The 14,966-nt window shown below is 71.7% G+C and carries 13 protein-coding genes; 10 read left to right on the top strand and 3 right to left on the bottom strand.

The window, feature by feature from the left end; all coding sequences use genetic code 11:
* Positions 1-2 precede the first annotated feature (2 nt).
* Together ACWCPI_RS01295 and ACWCPI_RS01290 are read right to left on the bottom strand one after the other, a co-directional pair.
* A complete protein-coding gene (locus tag ACWCPI_RS01295; protein ID WP_451036132.1) occupies positions 3-815 on the bottom strand; it encodes a PaaX family transcriptional regulator in 813 nt (270 codons plus the stop codon).
* A gap of 15 nt (positions 816-830) precedes the next feature.
* Positions 831-2,444: an AMP-binding protein gene (locus ACWCPI_RS01290; protein WP_451036131.1), complete on the bottom strand. Its 1,614-nt coding sequence runs from the start codon at positions 2,442-2,444 to the stop codon at positions 831-833.
* Positions 2,445-2,616: 172 nt separating this feature from the next.
* Between ACWCPI_RS01290 and ACWCPI_RS01285 the strand changes: the two genes are divergently transcribed.
* From ACWCPI_RS01285 to ACWCPI_RS01275, 3 genes are all read left to right on the top strand, one after another.
* Positions 2,617-3,786 carry an acyl-CoA dehydrogenase family protein gene (locus ACWCPI_RS01285; protein ID WP_451036130.1) on the top strand — a complete coding sequence of 390 codons (1,170 nt, stop codon included), beginning with the start codon at positions 2,617-2,619 and terminating at the stop codon, positions 3,784-3,786.
* Positions 3,783-4,181, top strand: a complete 399-nt coding sequence (locus ACWCPI_RS01280) for a RidA family protein (RefSeq protein ID WP_451036129.1) — start codon at positions 3,783-3,785, stop codon at positions 4,179-4,181. The genes ACWCPI_RS01285 and ACWCPI_RS01280 overlap by 4 nt, the downstream gene beginning before the upstream one ends.
* 148 nt (positions 4,182-4,329) lie before the next feature.
* Positions 4,330-5,049 carry a class I SAM-dependent methyltransferase gene (locus tag ACWCPI_RS01275; RefSeq protein WP_451036128.1) on the top strand — a complete coding sequence of 240 codons (720 nt, stop codon included), beginning with the start codon at positions 4,330-4,332 and terminating at the stop codon, positions 5,047-5,049.
* A gap of 180 nt (positions 5,050-5,229) precedes the next feature.
* Here the strand turns inward: ACWCPI_RS01275 and ACWCPI_RS01270 are convergent, their stop codons facing one another.
* Positions 5,230-5,412, bottom strand: a complete 183-nt coding sequence (locus tag ACWCPI_RS01270; protein ID WP_451036127.1) for a DUF5999 family protein — start codon at positions 5,410-5,412, stop codon at positions 5,230-5,232.
* A gap of 294 nt (positions 5,413-5,706) precedes the next feature.
* Between ACWCPI_RS01270 and ACWCPI_RS01265 the strand changes: the two genes are divergently transcribed.
* From ACWCPI_RS01265 to ACWCPI_RS01235, 7 genes are all read left to right on the top strand, one after another.
* A complete protein-coding gene (locus tag ACWCPI_RS01265) occupies positions 5,707-6,186 on the top strand; it encodes a DUF6299 family protein (protein WP_451036126.1) in 480 nt (159 codons plus the stop codon).
* 193 nt (positions 6,187-6,379) lie between these two features.
* On the top strand, positions 6,380-6,568 hold the full coding sequence (locus ACWCPI_RS01260) for a hypothetical protein (RefSeq protein ID WP_451036125.1): 189 nt from the start codon (positions 6,380-6,382) through the stop codon (positions 6,566-6,568).
* Between the two features lie 653 nt (positions 6,569-7,221).
* Positions 7,222-9,141, top strand: a complete 1,920-nt coding sequence (locus tag ACWCPI_RS01255) for a RiPP maturation radical SAM C-methyltransferase (RefSeq protein WP_451036351.1) — start codon at positions 7,222-7,224, stop codon at positions 9,139-9,141.
* Positions 9,138-10,079, top strand: a complete 942-nt coding sequence (locus ACWCPI_RS01250) for a TauD/TfdA family dioxygenase (protein WP_451036124.1) — start codon at positions 9,138-9,140, stop codon at positions 10,077-10,079. The genes ACWCPI_RS01255 and ACWCPI_RS01250 overlap by 4 nt, the downstream gene beginning before the upstream one ends.
* Positions 10,080-10,102: 23 nt before the next feature.
* Complete coding sequence (locus ACWCPI_RS01245; protein WP_451036123.1) at positions 10,103-11,401, top strand: MFS transporter; 1,299 nt, start codon at positions 10,103-10,105, stop codon at positions 11,399-11,401.
* Positions 11,398-11,649, top strand: coding sequence for an MbtH family protein (locus ACWCPI_RS01240; protein ID WP_451036122.1), 252 nt, complete (start codon positions 11,398-11,400; stop codon positions 11,647-11,649). The genes ACWCPI_RS01245 and ACWCPI_RS01240 overlap by 4 nt, the downstream gene beginning before the upstream one ends.
* A gap of 50 nt (positions 11,650-11,699) precedes the next feature.
* A complete protein-coding gene (locus ACWCPI_RS01235) occupies positions 11,700-14,963 on the top strand; it encodes a non-ribosomal peptide synthetase (RefSeq protein WP_451036121.1) in 3,264 nt (1,087 codons plus the stop codon).
* Positions 14,964-14,966 lie beyond the last annotated feature (3 nt).

Below are 14,966 nucleotides of genomic sequence, written 5' to 3'. Positions count from 1 at the left end.
GGTCACAGACCGGCGTACGTCGCCCCCGCGTCGCGCAGCCGTTCGTGCAGCCCTCGGAAGACGGCGGCCGACCGCGCGCCGGGCCAGTCCCCGGGCAGCAGCCGGGCGGGCAGCCCGGGATCGGTGTAGGGGAGGTGGCGCCAGGAGTCCAGGGCGAGCAGGTAGTCGCGGTAGGCGGCCTCGGGCGGGGTGTCCCGCCGCCGTTCCCAGTCGTGCAGCACACGCGCGTGCCGGTCGAGGAACTCCTCGTGCTCCTTGGCGATCGCGGCCAGGTCCCACCAGCGCGCCACGGCCTCCGCGGTCGGCGTGAAGCCGAGATGCTCACCCCGGAAGAAGTCGACGTACTCCTCCAGGCGCAGCCGCTGCAAGGTGTGCCGTGCCTCCTCGAACAGCCGCGCCGGCGCGATCCACACACCCGGGGCCGCCGTCCCGAAGCCGAGGCCGGCCAGCCGGGAGCGCAGCACGTGCCGCTTCTGCCGCTCCGACTCCGGTACCGAGAACACCGCGAGCACCCAGCCCTCGTCCTCGGGCGGCACGGCGGTGTAGATGCGGCGGTCACCGTCGTCGAGCAACTGGCGGGCGTCCGGGGACAGTTCGTACCCCGCGGCGCCCTGCGCGGTACGGGCCGGCAGCAGCAGCCCGCGCCGCTTCAGCCGGGACACCGAGGAACGCACCGAGGGCGCGTCCACGCCGACCGCGGCAAGAAGTCTGATCAGCTCGGCGACCGGCACCGGGCCGGGCATGTGGCGGCCGTAGGCGCCGTAGAGCGTGACGATGAGAGACCGTGGTGCATGCTGGTCGGACACGTTGATCATCTTAAGTCGTACGGGTCACTCCTGGTCACCTGACGGGTCACCGGCCTCGCGCAGCCTGAACCTCTGCAGCTTGCCGGTGGCGGTGCGCGGCAGGGCGTCAAGGAAGACGATCTCGCGCGGGCACTTGTACGGCGCCAGCTCCGCCTTGACGAACGCGCGCAGCGCCTCCGGGTCCCGGCGCGCACCCTCTCTGAGCACCGCGTATGCCACCACGACCTGTCCGCGTGCCTCGTCGGGCCGGCCCACCACGGCCGTCTCCAGCACGTCGGGGTGGCGCAGCAGCGCCTCCTCGACCTCCGGGCCCGCGATGTTGTACCCGGCCGAGATGATCATGTCGTCCGCGCGGGCGACATAGCGGAAGTAGCCGTCACTCTCCCGGACGTAGGTGTCGCCGGTGATGTTCCAGCCGTCCCGCACGTACTCGCGCTGCCGGGCGTCGGCGAGGTAGCGGCAGCCGACCGGCCCGCGCACCGCGAGCAGCCCCGGCTCGCCGTCGGGCTGCTCGCGGCCCTGCGCGTCCACCACGCGCGCCTGCCACCCCGGTACCGGCACCCCGGTCGTGCCGGGCCTGATGTGCTCGTCGGCCGCGGAGATGAAGATGTGCAGCAGTTCGGTGGCACCGATGCCGTTGATGATGCGCAGCCCGGTCCGCTCGTGCCAGGCCCGCCAGGTGGCGGAGGGCAGGTTCTCGCCCGCGGAGACACAGCGACGCAGCGACGAGATGTCGTACGAGTGCAGCTCGTCGAGCATCGCGCGGTATGCCGTCGGCGCCGTGAACAGCACGGACACCCGGTGCTCGGCGATCGCCGGCAGCAACTGCTTGGGGCCGGCCTGTTCGAGGAGCAGGGCGCTGGCCCCGACCCGCATCGGGAAGACCACCAACCCGCCGAGACCGAAGGTGAAGCCCAGCGGGGGACTGCCGGCGAAGACATCGCCCACATGTGGTCGCAGCACATGATCGGAGAAGGTGTCGGCTATCGCGAGTACATCCCGGTGGAAGTGCATACATCCCTTGGGCCGTCCGGTGGTGCCGGACGTGAAGGCGATGAGCGCGACGTCGTCGGCGGCCGTGTCCGCGGTGGCGTAGGGCGTTCGAGGGGCGGGCCGGCGCAGCAGGTCGTCGGGGGTGTCGCCGCCGTAGGTCGTGATCCGCAGCCCGGGCATCTCGGCCTTGGCGAGGTCGTCCACGGCCCGGACGTCGCACAGCGCGTGCCGCACCTGGGCGATCTCGCACATGGTGCGCAGTTCGTGCGGCCGCTGCTGGGCCAGCACCGTGACGGCCACCGCGCCCGCCTTCAGCACCGCGAGCCAGCAGGCGGCAAGCCACGGCGACGTCGGGCCGCGCAGCAGCACCCGGTTGCCCGGGACGACCCCGAGGTCGCCGGCGAGCAGGTGGGCGATCCGGTCCACGCGGGCGCGCAGTGTGCCGTACGTCCATGTGTCGCCGGACCGTGTGTGGAAGACGGGCCGCTCGGCGTCGGGGCCGTCGAGCAGTTCGGCGGCGGCGTTGAGCCGTTCGGGGTAGCGCAGCCCCGGCAGGTCGAAGCGGAGCTCGGGCCACTGCTCGGGCGGCGGCAGATGGTCGCGGGCGAAGGTGTCGACGTGCGCGGAGCGGTGCTGACCTGCCATGGCGGTTTCGCCCCCTTGCCTTGTGGGCTGCCTCGTGGGCGTCCTGGTGGGCTCGCACCAGGGAGCGTATCGTCTTGGTGACGACAGTCAATGATGCGCGATATCGTCGAGGTGGTCCGTCGAGGAGGTCCGTCCAGAGGGTCCGTCACGCGGTCCCGCAGGGAGGTCGGCAATGCCCGCATTCTCGCTCGATCCACCGCAGACCGCCTGGTGTGCCGAGCTCCGAGCCCTGGCCGCCGAGCGACTGGCCCCGCTCGCGGAGAAGGGCGAACCCGGGCACGTCAACCGCCCACTGGTCGCCGCCCTCGGTGAGACCGGCCTGCTGAAGCGGCTGTTCACCTCCGGCGCGGTCGACCTGTGCCTGATGCGCGAGTCGCTCGCGTACGCCTGCACGGAGGCGGAGACCGCGCTCGCCCTGCAGGGCCTCGGCGCTCATCCGGTCCACGCCCATGGCACCCCGGCCCAGCGCGAGCGCTGGCTGCCCCGGGTGGCCGAGGGCACCGCGGTGGCGGCCTTCGCCCTCAGCGAGCCGGGGGCGGGCTCGGACGCGGCGGCACTGGAGTTGCGCGCGGAGCAGGACGGCACCGGGCCGGGCGGGACACCGCTCGCCCACCCCGACGGCCCCGCCCGCTGGCGACTCACCGGCGAGAAGTGCTGGATCTCCAACGCCCCGGAGGCCGACTTCTACACCGTCTTCGCCCGCACCACCCCCGGCGCCGGCGCCCGCGGCGTCACCGCCTTCCTGGTCCCCGCCGACCGCCCCGGCCTCACCGGAGCCGGCCTGGACATGCTCTCCCCGCACCCCATCGGCGCCCTCACCTTCGACGCCGTCCCCGTCGACGCCGACGACGTCCTCGGCGAGCCCGACCGGGGCTTCAAGGTCGCGATGGGCACCCTCAACCTCTTCCGCCCCAGCGTCGGCGCCTTCGCCGTCGGCATGGCCCAGGCCGCCCTCGACGCGACCCTCGCCCACACCGCCCGACGGGACGCGTTCGGCGGCAAGTTGAAGGACCTCCAGACGGTCGCCCACCAGGTCGCGGAGATGGCACTGCGTACGGACGCGGCCCGGCTCATGGTGTACGCGGCGGCCACGGCGTACGACGAAGGCGCGCCGGACGTGCCCAAGCGCGCGGCGATGGCGAAACTGCTCGCCACCGAGACCGCGCAGTACGTCGTCGACAAGGCCGTTCAACTGCACGGCGCCCGCGCCCTGCGCCGCGGCCACCTCCTGGAGCACCTCTACCGCGAGGTCCGCGCACCGCGCGTGTACGAGGGGGCGAGCGAGGTGCAACGCGGCATCATCGCCAAGGAGTTGTACGCGCAGAGGAAGGCCGCCTCGTGACCGCCGAGCGCATCAACCCGCCCGCCCTCTCCCCGCCCACGGGCTTCTCGCACGCCGTCCTCGCCACCGGCTCACGCGTCGTCTTCCTGGCCGGCCAGACCGCCCTCGACGCCGACGGCAAGGTGGTCGGGCGGACACTGCCGGAACAGTTCGAGAGGGCGCTGTCGAATCTGCTGACCGCCCTGGCGGCGGCCGGCGGCACCCCGGCCGACCTCGCGCGGGTCACCGTCTACGCCACCGACGTCGCCGCGTACCGCGCCCAGGCCGCAGAACTGGGCCGCATCTGGCGGCAGTCGGCCGGACGGGACTATCCGGCGATGGCGGTCGTCGAGGTCGTGCGGCTGTGGGACGAGCAGGCGATGGTGGAGCTGGACGGGTTCGCCGTGCTGCCGTAGGTCCGGCTGTCGTCGGCCCCGTGGCCGCGGGCTCGCTGCGGACGTCCTCCGCAAGGGCGCGTTCTGCGGAGGTGTTTCCCGTTTCGAGTCCGACGCGGAAACAGGCGGGGCAGGGAAACTGCGGCGCGGCCCGGACCGTTGGACAGGCATGGAGCTGAATGTGCGAGCGGGACATCAGGGGACGGGGCCCGGGGCGATCACGCCGGACGGCTGCGCGGTCGAGTTGTACTCGCGGCTGCCGGTCGGGGCCGAGCCGGACATCGTCGCCGGTGCCGTGCCGCCGGGTGCCCACATCCTGGAGCTGGGTTGTGGTGTGGGGCGCGTGACCCACCCGCTCCTGGAGCGGGGATTCACGGTGACTGCGGTGGACGAGTCCCAGGAGATGCTCGATCGCATTCGCGGGGCACGTGTGGTACGCAGCGCGATCGAGGACCTCGACCTGGGCGAGACGTTCGACGTGGTGATGCTTGCGTCGTTCCTCGTGCACGCCGGAGACGTGGAAGTACGGCGTGCGCTGCTGCGTGCCTGCGTCCGGCACCTCGCGGCGGGCGGCTGCGTGCTGATCCAACGGGAGGGTGAGGACTGGCACACGAATGTGCCGCGTGAGCGTGTCGACCCCAGCGGTTTCACGATGCGGATCGTGTCGGCGGAGCCGACCGGTGATGGGGCGAACTCGGTGTACGCGGAGTATGAATTTCCGGACGCCACATGGACCCAGACGTTCGTGTCCCGGCCGCTGACGAAGGAGCAGTTCGAGGGGGCTCTCGCAGAAGTGGGTCTGAAGGTGGATACGTACCTCACGGAGGACGGGACATGGGCGCGGTCGATTCTCGCGGCTCAGGCGCATGTGACCGGTGGTCCTTGGTGACCTGCTCGACGATGCGCAGGATCTCGGAGGCCGAGGCCCGGGAGAGGTCCCCGAAGGGACCTGGCGGTGTGCTCGGCAGCGGCACCGGTGCCGCCTTCGACTCCGCGCCCGCGCACCGCGTGACGGGAGCGGGGACGAAAGGCTCGTCGCCGCTGTAGCCGATGCGGCGATGCCGGGTTTTCAGCTGGACGACCGAGCCGACGCGGGGCAGGACAGCCCCTCCATCAGCTGGCTGCGCAGGTGGGCAGTGCCGAACGGCGTCAAGAAGGTGCAGTTGACACACCACCCCTGCTCGGGGTGTGCGGCCGCCACATGTGCGGTGGGACCGTCGGAGAACGGGCACGAAGGCTGGTGGGAACACATGGCGCACACATGGCGCACCTCCACATCGGACGGACGGGCCGTGTGGATCGGCCATATGGGTAGACCACGCCCCGGCCCCGCACTCATCGGAACGGCCCGCCCGAACACGCGGACAACCCATGGACAACCCATGGACAAGCCACGGACAAGCCGCGCACGAGCCGTGGTCACCGCGGCGGCCGATCCGCGAGGGCCGGGGCGGACTCGCCACCGAAGGGGTGACGGTCACGGCCGCGGGCGCACCCGCCGGGTACCAGTGGAAGGCCCCACTCCGCCCACCCGGGAGGTCATCCCATGCATCTGCGCCGTGTTCTCGCCACGCGCCCCGCCCTCGCCACCGCCGCCTGCACCGCCCTGTTCCTGCTGGTCGCCGCCCCGTCGGCGCCCGCCGACTCCTCGGCTCCCGAGGCTCGCGTGGCCCCGAAGGAGACCGTGACCATCGACGACAAGGCCCTGATGTCCGCGGACGGCACCGTCACCGTCTCCGGTACCTACAACTGCGTCGACAACATCGGCCCCACCTTCGTGAGCTCCTCCATCGGCCAGAGCGACTCCACCGTCCGCCACGCCATCGGCGGCACCATGGCCGTGTGCGACGGCAAGGAGCACCGCTGGTCGAACAGGAGCAAGCCCTCCCCGAGCACCCTCAAGCACGGCAAGGCGGACGTCGAGGCCACCGTCGTGGAGCTGTTCCCCGTCGGCGGCCTGGGCGGCCTGCCCCTGCCCCGCTTCCACGCGCTGGAGAAGAAGGGCATCACCCTGTCCAAGAGGTGACGCTTTCCGCCCCGACACGGCACCGCACCGCGCCCCTCCCGGCCGGGAGGGGCCGGCAGCCGCACAGCCCGTCCTCAGGGGGCCGTGCCGGGGCCGGCTGCCGGGGTCCGCTCGCTGGGCGTGGCTCCGGCAGGAAGAAGTACGTGACGGCGAGCGCGAGCGCCGGATCCCCGCCCCGACCGGGGGACATGGTGTGGGTGGCCGCCACCAGTGGGTCGACCACCTGGGGCTGGACGTCCACGGGCAGTTCCCGGATCCGGGCGGCGCTCAGCTCGCCGCCCCGCGCGTCCTTGAGCGCCTCGGGCAGGTGCAAGGCGTACGAGCGGGCGAGGACCGTGCCGAGGACGGCTGTGGTCGATGGCGCCGCCCGGCATCCGGCTGAACCGCACCGAGGTGACCGCCGGGCCCAACTGCTCCTGTGGCGCGATGAGCTGCACGGGCCACCCGGGGCCAGGACAACGGCGCCGATGACGACCATGCCGGCGAAGAACTCCCGCAGGCTCGCCACCCGGACGACCCGGGTGCGGCACAGGGCGAGCGGGAAGACCGCTCGGGCACGGCGAACCGGGACCACACCCCCTGCCTTACGCGCCCCTGCCGCAGGAGGAACGCCGACCGGTCGCAGGGGGATCCCCCACCACCGCCTCCACGCCCAGCCCGCAGAGCGAGGCGGTCGGCGCGGTGAGCGGACGGGCGGCGCCGGGTCCATGGGGAAGGGGCCGTGCGAAGCCGACGTGATGGCCGAGGGGATGCCGTGTGGCCGCGGCCGTCGGCTTGGCCAAGAAGCGTGCCTCCGGTGGGCCGGGGCGAGTGGGCCGGGCCGCCCGGGGGAGGACCCTGAAGTCCTCCATGAAAGCTCGGCCGACCACGGTGAACGCACCCTGAGGGAGCGAGTGGGAACGCCGACGTGCCCGGACGCCATGCATGCGGAGGAGGGTTTTCCCGTTGGCCAGAACTCCTCTGCCGACCGCGCAGATTTCAGTTTAGGCTTCAGTTAATGATCACGGGAGGTCGTTGTTGTTGCGTGTCGCGCTGGTGAACATGCCTTTTGCCGACTGGAACCGTCCATCATTCGCCTTGGGGCAGTTGTCGACTCTCGTACACCGGGAGTTCAACGGCCGGGCGCGAGCGCACGTGTGCTACCTGAACCAGGACATGGCCGAGTATTTCGGAACGCGTCTCTACGAATCCCTGTCGGTGAGTCACGACCACGTCGACACTGGCATCGGGGACTGGCTGTTCAGGCACATCGCCTTTCCGGGCGAGCCCGACACCGCCACGGAATACTTTCAGCGATACTACCGGGGCGCCCGCTGGGAGGGCTTCCGCGCCGAGATCCTGCGCGCCCGTGACGGGCTGCTGCGGTTCTGCGAGGAGCTGATCGACCGGTACCGGCTCGACGAGGCCGACATCGTGGGCTTCAGCTCCATGTTCGCCCAGCATGTACCCAGCATGGCGCTTGCCCGGCTGATCAAGGAGCGCAGCCCGAAGACCCTCGTCGTGCTCGGCGGTGCGAACTGCGAGGCACCCATGGGCGCGGTCGTCGCCGAGCACGTCCCGGCGGTCGACTTCGTCTTCTCCGGCCCCGCTCTGAACACGTTCGGGGAATTCATCCAGTGCGTGCTGGACGGTGAACCGGAACGTGCCGACACCATCCCCGGGATCCTCTCCCGCCGCAACTGCCGGGACCCCCGCTTCCGTAAGGCCATCGGCACGGAACGGGACATCGATGATTTCTTCCTGCCCGACTACGACAGCTTCTTCGCTGCCCTGGACAACCATCCGGAACTGCGTCGCACCGGCACCAGTGAGCCGATGCTGTTCTTCGAGACGTCCCGTGGCTGCTGGTGGGGACAGCGTTCACACTGCACCTTCTGCGGTCTGAACGGCGAAAGCATGGCCTTCCGGGCCATGGCGCCCGACCTCGCCGTCCAGCAGTTCAACTGGCTTTTCGAGTTCGCGCCCGAATACACCTCGCTGTTCTGCACGGACAATGTCATGCCGCGAAATTACGCACGTGACGTCTTTCCGCGGCTCGACCCGCCGGCCGGCACCTCGATCTTCTACGAGGTCAAGCTGCCCCTGAGCCGCCAGGTCCTGCAGGCGATGACGGACGCCGGTGTGACCGTCGTGCAGCCCGGCATCGAGGCGCTGGCGTCCTCCACGCTCAAGCTCATGGGCAAGGGCACCACCGCCTTCCAGAACCTGCAGTTCCTCAAGCACTGCAACGAGTTCGGCATCAAGCCCGAGTGGAACCTGTTGATCGGATTCCCCGGCGAGGACCCGGCCGTCTACCGCAAGTACGTGGAGGAACTGCGCGACTTCTTCCACCTCGTACCACCGCACGGCGTGTACATGGTGCGCTTCGACCGCTTCAGTCCCTACTTCAAGCGGAGTGAGGATTTCGGCCTCGACCTCATACCGGTGGACTACTACGCGCTCACCTACCCCTTCGGCGCGGAGGCGCTGTCGGACCTCGCGTACTTCTTCGCCGATCAGAACCTCGCCCCTTACACGCTCAACGCGGTCGAGTGGCACGACCAGTTGAGCCGGCTGGTCATCGAGTGGCGCGACGCCTGGTACGGCGAGCCCGAAGCGCCCCGCCGGGAGCTGTGCCTGGTCACCACCGACGACGGCCGGCTCGCCGTCCGGGACTCCCGCTCCGGTGTCCTCAGCGTGCATCCGGTCGACGAGGCGACCGCCCGGCTGCTGCACCGACTGTCGTCCCCCGCCAAACCCGACCAACTGGCCCGGGACTGGGCGGAAGGCCCGGACGACCTGCGGCGGCGCCTCGGCCACCTCTCCGAACAGCGGTTCCTGTTCACGGAGAACGGCCGTGTGATGAGCCTGGTGCTGACCGGGGCGGACGGCGAACCGGAGGAGCCGCCCCGGCAGGAGCCCACCGCGGCCGGCGCCCGGCGTCTGCTTCCGCTGCTGTCGGAGGCACCGCGATGACCGCCGAGACCCCGCTGCTTCCGCTCCTCGTCGAGTCGGACGGTGTTCCGGCCGCCGAACAACTGCGCGCCGGCCGGGAGAAAGTGCGTACAGCGCTGCGCGAACGGGGCGCGGTGCTGCTGCGGGGCTTCGACGTCGAGGGCCCCGACGGCTTCGCCGACATCGTCCGCGCGCTGTCCGGCGAACCGCTGCCGTACACGGAGCGCTCCTCACCGCGCAGTGTGATCAAGGGGAACGTCTACACGTCCACCGACTACCCGCCGGGCGAAGAGATCTTTCTGCACAACGAGAACTCGTACCAGGCGAGTTGGCCGCTGACACTGTTCTTCCACTGCGTCCGGCCGCCGCTGACCGGGGGCGCCACCCCGCTGGCCGACACCCGTCGGGTACTCGACAGCATCGACGAGGAGGTGCGCCGGGAGTTCACGCGGCGCGGCTGGATGGTCGTCCGCAACTACGGCGACCTGGTCGGTCTGCCCTGGCAGGAAGCGTTCAACACCACCGACCCCGCCGAGGTCGAACGATACTGCCATGAGCAGGGCATCGAGGCGCAGTGGCTGCCCGGCGGCGGGCTGCGGACCCGGGCCGTGCGGGATGCCGTGCATCAACACCCGGTGACGGGCGAGCCCGTGTGGTTCAACCACGCGACCGTCTTCCACGTCAGCACCCTGCCGGAGAGCGCCCGGCTGGGACTGCTGGAGATGCTGGGCGAGGAGAACCTGCCCAGCCAGACCTACTACGGCGACGGCGGGGCCGTACCGGCCGACGTCATGGACCATCTGCGGGCGTGCTACCGAGCCGCCTCGACCCGCTTCGACTACCGGCAGGACGACGTCCTGGTGATCGACAACATGCTGGTCTCCCACGGCCGGGAGCCGTTCACCGGACCCCGCCGGATAGCGGTCGCCATGGCGGAGCCGTACACAGCACATCGATGAACTCTCGGACGGAAGACCCTCCCATGCCCGCGCGTTCGCTCTGGTCCAACCGGGACTTCTCCGTCTTCTGGGCGGTACAGGCGCTGTCCGAGGTCGGCAACGCCTTCTCGCTGGTGGCCGTCCCGCTCCTGGTGCTGCACACCACCGGCTCGGCTGCGCAGATGGGGCTGCTGACCGCCGTCGCCGGCGTCGCGGCGCTGCTCACCGGTCTCGTGGGTGGCGCCTGGGCCGACCGGTTCGACCGGCGGCGGCTGCTGATGCTGTGCGACGGGGCCCGTCTGGTGCTCTACGGGGCGATCCCGGTCTGCTGGGCGCTGAGCCCGCAGATCTGGCTGCTGTACGTGGTCATGGGCCTGGCCTCGATCTTCGAGATGCTGTTCAAGATCACATACGTCACCGCGGTGCCCAACCTCGTCGACAAGGACCAGATCGTCGCGGCCAACGGCCGTCTGGAGGCCACCAACGCGATCGCGTACATCGCCGGACCCGCCCTGGCCGGTGTGGTGGCCGGGTTCTTCGGGCCCACGGCCGCGGTGGCGATCAACGCGGGCAGCTTCGGGATCTCCCTCCTCGGCCTGGCCCTCATCAGGCTCAGGCCCACCGAGCGGCCGTCGGACGACGATCAGGCCGCTGCCACGAGGCGCGCGCACGATCTGCGCACCGGCTTCCGCACCGGCGCCGCCTTTTTGTGGCGTACGCCGGTGCTGCGGGCGCTGACCGTGCTGCTGACGATCACCACATTCCTCAGCCTGGGCATGACCGACGTGTTCATCTACCACCTCAGACACGGTCTGGAGCAGGACGAACGCACGGTCGGCTACGTCCTCGCCCTGGCCGGAGTGGGCACCTGCGTGGCCGCCGCAGCCACCGCCCGGTTGCGCCGTTCCTGGGGGTTCGGCCGCTGCTGGCTCGGCTCGATGGCCCTGTGCTCGGTGGCGACGCTGACCCTCGGCACCTTCGGGCAGGTGCCCGCGGCGGCCGTGGCGATCTTCCTGTACTCCTTCGGCATGGCGCTGGCCGGCGTCTGCTCGATGTCCCTTCGGCAGGAAGTCACCCCGGATCACCTGCTCGGGCGCGTCACCTCCGCGTTCTGGACGATCCACGGCAGCCTCGCACCCCTCGGCGCGGCCCTGCTGACCGCCCTGGTCGGACGGCTGGGTACGCGCGGCCCGCTGACCGGCGTGGCCCTGGTCTTCCTGGCCGTGGCCGCCGCGGCCGCCTTCACACCCATCCGGCAGCGCCACCCCGAGCGCACCGCCGCACCGCCCGTGCACCCACCACGGACCGAGCCGACACCACCGAGAGAGGAGTCACGGGGATGACGCAGCAGCCCGACGACGACCGGCTGTACAAGGTCGTCGTCAACCACGAGGAGCAGTACTCCCTTTGGCCCGCCGACCGGGACAACCCGGCCGGCTGGTCGGACGCGGGCAGGACCGGCCCGAAGAGCGACTGCCTCGCCCACATCAGGGACGTGTGGACCGACATGCGCCCGCTGAGCCTGCGCCGCCGCCTGGAGCCGGGCGAACAGGCCGGACCGGCGGCCCGGGACACCGACCGCGCGGACTGAGTCCTCGGTCCGCCACCGCATCGCAGCACCGCGAACCAGGGAAGGCACTCGTGCACGACGACCTGGAAACACAACCGGCGGCCCAGTCGGGGGAAACGGTCCGGCAGCCGCTCTCCCACGGCCAGGAACGACTGTGGTACCTGGAGCAGATCACCGCCGGCGACCCCGTCCACCACCTCTCCTCCGCCACCCTCGTCGAAGGCCCCCTCGACGCCGAGCGCCTGGCATCGGCCCTGCGGATCTGCGCGGCCCGCCACGACCTCCTCCGCAGCACCTTCAGCGCCGGGGACGACGGCCCGTACGGCATCGTCCGGCCGAGCCCCGAACTGCCGTTGCGTCAGGTGGACCTGGGCCCCGGCCCGGTGCCGGAGGCGGCGTTGCGCCACGCTCTCGCCGCCGAGATCGCCCGCCCGTTCGCCTTGGACACCGCGCCCCCGCTGCGCGCCGTCCTGGTGCGCGCCGGCGAGGAGCGGTCCGTCCTGCTGCTCACGGCACACCGCATCATCGCCGACCGGGCCTCGCTCACCCTGCTGGAGCGCGAACTCGGCCGTTACTACGCCGACTCGGGGGCGGCACCGGTGAACTCGCCACCCGCGTACGCGGACCGAGCGGCCCGGGAGCGGGAGGACCACGACGACTGCCTGCCGTACTGGCAGCGGCGGCTGGAGGAGTTGCAACCGCTCGAGCTGGCGACGGACCGGCCCCGGCCGAGGACCGCGACCCACCGGGGCACCGGCCACCGACTGCACGTCGAGGCCCGGCACGCCGAATCCCTGAGACGCCTTGCCCACGAGGAAGGAGTCGCCGCCGAGACCGTACCGGCGGTCGCCTTCGCCGTCCTGCTCGCGCGCTGGACGGGCCGCTCCGACGTGACCTTCGGCAGCCCCGCGGACCGCCGCCCGCCGACGGGCGCGCAGACGGCGTTCGGACCGTACGAGGATCTGCTCGTCCTGCGGACCGATCTGACGGGCCGCCCCTCCCTCCGGGAGGCGGTGCGCCGCGTAGGACGGACGCGGGACCAGGCGCACCGGCACGCGGACACCCCCTTCGGACGACTCGTCACCCTCCTCGAACCGGATCGGGACCTGAGCCGTCATCCGCTCTGCCAGGCCGTCTTCCGCACCACCGGGCCGCCTCGAACCGGCTTCACCGCGGCGGGATGCACCACCTCCCCGCTCGAACTGCCCGACGACACCACCCCGTACGACCTGCTGTGCACGGTCACCGAGGACGCCGACGGGCGCGGCGGCCTGGGCGTGGAACTGCGCCTCTCGTCCGACCTGTGGCTGCCGCGGACGGTGGACCGCATGGCGTCGGCCTTGCGCACCCTGCTCACCGCCCTGGCCGACACCCCTGACCGCCGGATCGGCGACATCCCCCTGCTGCCGCCCGAGGACCGGGCCCTGATCGACGCCTGGAACGCCACCGACCGGCCGCTGCCCGAACCCACCACCGTGGACGGCCTCTTCCGGGCGTGCGCGGCCCGCGACCCGCAGGCCGTCGCCCTCACGGACCGCACCGGCAGCTGGACGTACGCCGCGCTCGCGCGTCGGGCCGCGGCCGTCGCACGGTCACTGATCGAGGCGGGCGTCACCGCCGACAGCCCCGTCGCCCTGCACATGGTGCGCTCCGCCGACCTCGTCACGGGCATGCTGGGAGTCCTCCTGGCCGGCGGCGCCCATCTCGTCCTCGACCCCGGCCACCCCGAAGAGCGGTTGCGGTTCATGGCCGACGACGCCGGGGTCTCCGCCGTGCTGAGCGGCGGCGACCCACCCGCCTGGCTGGGCGGCCTGGGTGTGCCCGTGCTCCGGCTCGCCGACGCCGAGAGCGGCCCGGACAAGGCCCTGCCGGCGCCGCGCAGCCACCCCGACAGCCTCGCCGGCGTCGTCCACACCTCGGGTTCGACCGGCCGCCCCAAGTGCCTCGGCATACCCCACCGTGCCGTCGTCCGGCTGATCACCGCGACCGACTACGTGACCATCGGTCCCGGCGACGTCCTGCTGCACCTGGGCGACCCCGCCTTCGACATCACCGCCTTCGAGGTGTGGGGCGCGCTCTGCAACGGCGCCCGGGTCGCCGTACTGCCCGGCGACGAGCCGCTCGGTCCCGACGAGGTGCGCCTCGCCCTGCGCGAACTGCGGCCCACGATCGTCTCCCTCACCGGCACCCTCTTCAACCGTGTCGCCGACATCGATCCACGGGCCTTCGGCGGGCTGCGCCACCTGTTCGTCGTCGGAGAGGTGATGGACGCCCGCCGCACCCGGGCGGTGCTGGGCGGCGGCGCACCGCCCGCACACCTCCACAACGGCTACGGCCCCAGCGAGAACGCCACGTTCTCCACGACCCACCTGGTGGACCGGCTGCCCGAGGACGCGGTGAGCGTGCCCATCGGCACCGCCATCACCAACACCACCCTGCATGTGCTGGACCAGGACCTGCGTCCGGTGCCGCTCGGGGTGGCCGGCGAACTCCACGTCGGCGGACTGGGAATCGCCCGCGGGTATCTGCGCCGCCCGGACCTCACGGCGGAGCGCTTCCTGCCCGACCCCTTCTCCTCCCGGCCGGGGGCGGTGATGTACCGCACCGGAGATCTGGTGCGGTGGCTGCCCGACGGGGCGCTGGACTTCCTCGGCCGGGCCGACCAGCAGGTGAAGATCCGCGGCTACCGGATCGAGCCGGGTGAGATCGAGGCGGCGCTGCTGGACCGCGGCGACGTACGCGAATGCGTGGTGCGAGCGGTCGACGTCGCCGGGGACAGGCGGCTCGTCGCCTACGTCGTCCCGGTGCCCGGCCGCCGGCCGTCCCCGGCCGAGCTGCTGGGCGGGCTGAGGGACCGGCTGCCGTCCCACATGGTGCCCGGCCATGCCGTCCTGCTCGACGTCCTGCCCACGACGGCCAGTGGAAAGACCGACACGCGGGCGCTGCCCGGCATCACCGAGGACGAGGCAGGCCCGCCGGACGCGGACACCGTGCCGCCCAGAACCGCGACGGAACGCGCCCTGTGGGACATCTGGGCCGAGGCCCTGAACGTACGGGCTTTCGGAGTGCACGACAGTTTCTTCCTGATCGGCGGTCACTCGCTGCTCGCCTCGGTGGTGCGCACCGCGGTCCGTGAACGGCTCGGCGTCGCCCTGCCGCTGCGGACCCTGTTCGATCTGCCCACCATCGCCGGACTGGCCGACGAGGTCGAACGCGTCGGCGGCGAGGCGGTGGCCGCACGGACCCAGGCCGGACCGGCCGACGACTCGGATCGACTCGAAGGCCTGGTGGCCGAACTGGAGCGGCTCGCCGAGACCCGGCGCGCCGAGGGATGAGCG

This window comes from Streptomyces sp. NPDC001920 (genome assembly GCF_053594495.1).
Note: the sequence above shows the minus strand (reverse complement) of the source record. Positions and strands in the feature narration are given on the sequence as shown.

Coding starts and splice junctions, on each gene's coding strand:
- ACWCPI_RS01295 (WP_451036132.1), bottom strand. CDS start 815: ATGATCAACGTGTCCGACCAGCATGCACCACGGTCTCTCATCGTCACG.
- ACWCPI_RS01290 (WP_451036131.1), bottom strand. CDS start 2,444: ATGGCAGGTCAGCACCGCTCCGCGCACGTCGACACCTTCGCCCGCGAC.
- ACWCPI_RS01285 (WP_451036130.1), top strand. CDS start 2,617: ATGCCCGCATTCTCGCTCGATCCACCGCAGACCGCCTGGTGTGCCGAG.
- ACWCPI_RS01275 (WP_451036128.1), top strand. CDS start 4,330: ATGGAGCTGAATGTGCGAGCGGGACATCAGGGGACGGGGCCCGGGGCG.
- ACWCPI_RS01270 (WP_451036127.1), bottom strand. CDS start 5,412: ATGTGTTCCCACCAGCCTTCGTGCCCGTTCTCCGACGGTCCCACCGCA.
- ACWCPI_RS01265 (WP_451036126.1), top strand. CDS start 5,707: ATGCATCTGCGCCGTGTTCTCGCCACGCGCCCCGCCCTCGCCACCGCC.
- ACWCPI_RS01250 (WP_451036124.1), top strand. CDS start 9,138: ATGACCGCCGAGACCCCGCTGCTTCCGCTCCTCGTCGAGTCGGACGGT.
- ACWCPI_RS01245 (WP_451036123.1), top strand. CDS start 10,103: ATGCCCGCGCGTTCGCTCTGGTCCAACCGGGACTTCTCCGTCTTCTGG.
- ACWCPI_RS01240 (WP_451036122.1), top strand. CDS start 11,398: ATGACGCAGCAGCCCGACGACGACCGGCTGTACAAGGTCGTCGTCAAC.